Below are 3,413 nucleotides of genomic sequence, written 5' to 3'. Positions count from 1 at the left end.
ATCCCATTTCCAGATTAGTTTGATTTTTTTGAGCATCATATTTGAGTAAATATTCACATGGATAAATAAATTTTTGACCCTTGTGTGACTAAATTTAATTAAAGTGACAGAGGGAAAAATTTTTGCTTACCAAAAGTAGCCTATTTCCAGGTTAGTTTGATTTTTTTGAGCGTCATATTTGAGTAAATATTCGTCAGCGATCGCCTACAAATTCTGGAGATTTTCTCCTCCTACCTAAACAACTTCAGTTGAAAAAGCAGAAGTCAAAAAGTTGCTGACCAGAAGTATTCTTTTTTTGAGATTTGTCTGATTTTTTTGAGAATCATATTCGAGTAAATATTAGTAAGCGATCGCCTCTTGACAACTAGAAAAAGTTGTTATATCCTCTAAATCAATAACTATTATGGGAAAATAGTGGCTCTTTTTTTAGGGCAATTAGTTTTTCAATTTTCTCTATGGCAAAGGAAACCCTAGAATTTAAGTTGTAGTTAAAATCAAGAAAAATCTAATTTCCGAACTTCTACAATAGATGAAACATCTACCCCGTATCCTTGGTCTAACTTTCCTATCTCTAATTCTGACAAATTGTTCTTTATCTTCAAGGCAAATAGCCTCTCGACTAAAACCTAGTATTGTTAAACTATCTTATAGAAATCAACCAGGACATGGAACTGGTTTTTTCGTGCCTGGGGAAAAGGGAGTCTGTACCGTACTAACGGCAGCTCATGTTGTGGAAAAAGAAGGTGAAAGATTATTACAGGCTAATAAAGATGGAAAAGAGTGGGATGTTGCCAATGTTGAAATATTTTCCAATGGTATAGATTTAGCTTTGGTTACTTTTCAACCAGTAGGAGAAAGATGCAATTATCCAGCCCTGAAAATAGGTGATTCTGAGAAAGTGACAGAAGGTAGTGATATTTATATTTTTGGTTTTCCTAATCGGGGTGGGCAGTCGGTGCCCCAGTTTGTTGAGGGTCAAGTTTCAGCTTTGGGTAGTTTGCCACAGGGTTATGGGGTTTCTTATGAAGCTTTGACCGTGGGTGGAATGAGTGGAGCGCCTGTTATGAATGCGAAGGGTGAGGTTGTCGCAGTGCATGGCATGAGTGATTTTGAAGTTGTGCAAAATTTTGCTTCTCTTCCCTTGTCTGAGTTACAACTACAGACTTTTCAGCAAGCTGTGGAAAGGGTTAATGGGGTTCAACGTCCGACTTTTTCTTGGGGTATATCTATTAATTGGTTTCGGGAGTCTGACTTTTATTATGGCGATCTTTCTCTGTTTAACTTGTCGGTATTGTTTTGTGGTGGGGCAATATTTGGTGGTATTGTTGTTTACTTTAAGTTTAGATTTTTTCAAACGCCACAAGTTGTTCCTCAAGGGAGAGAGAGGAACTTGGAAAGGCAACTGGAGAACGAGCAACGCACACAACGAGAGGTTGAGGGAAGGTTAAGCTCGGAGCAGAATACTCGGAAAGAGTTGGAAATACAGTTAGAGAATGAAAGGCGCAAAACACAGGAAGTGGAGGCGCAAAGACAGTTAGAAAATGAAGGGCGCAAAACACAGGAAGTGGAGGCGCAAAGGCAACGAGTAGTTGAGTCTCAACAGGTAAAACCTCCGTCGTCTGTGGATGTACTGGTTTCTGTTAAAGGGGTTGACTATACAACACTGCGTGATTTGTTGGTGGCGGGAAACTGGAAAGGAGCGGATGAAGAAACAACAAGAGCAATGTTAAAAGTGGCGGGTAAGGAGTCGGAAAGATGCTTAAGTATTAAGCATATAGAAAATTTTCCCTGCGAGGATTTAGGTACGATTGATAAACTTTGGCTAAAATATAGTAATGGTAAGTTCGGTTTTTCTGTTCAGAAGCAAATTTATCAGAGTTTGGGTGGTACGAATAAGTATAACGAAAAAGTATTAAATGCCTTCGGGGACAAAGTAGGATGGCGTCAAAAAGGAAGATGGAGTTACCAGAACGTAACATGGGATGTCAGCACGCCTTATCTGGGACACCTCCCTGGGGTAATGTTGTGGGGTAGGAGAGAGTCACCGGGTAGGTATATCTTATCTCGCGTAGAGACTTGTAGACTTTAATACTAAAGGGTTTTAGCCGTTAATATCAAAAATTAAGTAGAAGCAAATTTTACAGTTTTCTAGTGGTTTGAGAATTTTTATACCTGTCACCGAGTCATCGCACTCATCAGCTTTTGATAATCTATTTCTTCTAACCTGATACCCTAGTTCAGTTATCAGTAACGCAGCATCATATTATCTACCATCTAAAAAAAGGTGCGTGATGGGAATTTTTTTGAGTTTCCCTAAAATGGAAAAGAGAATGCCGTCACACACCCTACTATATTCTCTTGCAGGTAAGATACCCACGCTACAAAAATTTTACTTTTTTACTAACCGATCTTCCTTCGCCAAAAAAGGTTGTAAATAAATCACAGGCGACTCTCTAGAAAAATCAGAATTTGCCGATTGTCCATCAGTATTATGATAAACAGTCGTACTATTCCGGAACGCTTCCGTCATATCTCGCAATGCTGTGTAACCATCGACTCCCTCATCTAAAGTCAACAATAACGGGCAACCATTACCGCTTAACTGAGTTTTCGCACAAATAACTTGTTGCTCTGGAGTATCAGGATCGTTGCGATAGTCTAGGGAAAGTAAACCATCTTTGCGATAATCTTCTAATCGCTCTTCTATTCTTTCGCATCGTTCAGCAGGAGTCCAATCTCTTCCCAGAGGTATCACAATACCTAACCACGGTTGCTTACCTTTATTATTGTCATACATTACCGTCCAAACATTCTTTTTTCTTTCTGCATCTGATTTTAACTCGCAGGAAAAGCGGTCTGTTTTTTTCACGAACAAACGAGGCCAACCTTGTGCAATATCAATACCTAAACTTACCCCATCTATTAATAACGAAATTATGGGAATTACCACAACTAATATTAATGCTCCTATTCCTGCGATTTTTCCATTCTGTTCCACAAGTTTCTCCTAATCTAATATATGGTTATAAAAATCCAAACTGTCAAACTATGATAGAGCAAGTTTTGCACGACTATATTAATCAACAAAAAACCTGAATGAATTTTAACAAAGGTTCTCCAAGTTCGCTAAGGATTAAAATCCTTGGCTAATAGCTTAAGTCATCTAAATATGACTAAATTGTCTATAATCCTCTTCTTTTTTCGGCAGGAGATCCCCACATTCAGTTATCAGTTATCATTATTGAGAGAAAAAATTTGCTTACCAAAAATACCCTTTTTTGAGATTAGTTTGATTTTTTTGAGAATCATATTTGAGTAAATATTCGTGAGCGATCGCCTCTAAACTACGAAGATTTTTTACTTCTGATTTACCAATTTCAGTATCGGTAGATAAAAGAATAACTTGATGACTA

At 37.9% G+C, this 3,413-nt stretch carries 2 protein-coding genes; one reads left to right on the top strand and one right to left on the bottom strand.

Going from position 1 to position 3,413, the window contains the following annotated elements:
- The first annotated feature begins 529 nt into the window (after nucleotides 1-529).
- Nucleotides 530-2,089, top strand: coding sequence for a GUN4 domain-containing protein (locus AC3DU7_RS29060; RefSeq protein WP_488042732.1), 1,560 nt, complete (start codon nucleotides 530-532; stop codon nucleotides 2,087-2,089).
- Nucleotides 2,090-2,389: 300 nt separating this feature from the next.
- Here AC3DU7_RS29060 and AC3DU7_RS29055 read toward each other — a convergent pair whose 3' ends face one another.
- Entirely contained in the window at nucleotides 2,390-2,998 is a 609-nt protein-coding gene (locus tag AC3DU7_RS29055; protein WP_488042731.1) for a COP23 domain-containing protein, read from the bottom strand.
- Between the last annotated feature and the right edge of the window lie 415 nt (nucleotides 2,999-3,413).

This window comes from Okeania sp. (genome assembly GCF_983059655.1).
This window is presented reverse-complemented; position numbering and strand designations above follow the sequence as displayed.

Coding starts and splice junctions, on each gene's coding strand:
- AC3DU7_RS29060 (WP_488042732.1), top strand. CDS start 530: ATGAAACATCTACCCCGTATCCTTGGTCTAACTTTCCTATCTCTAATT.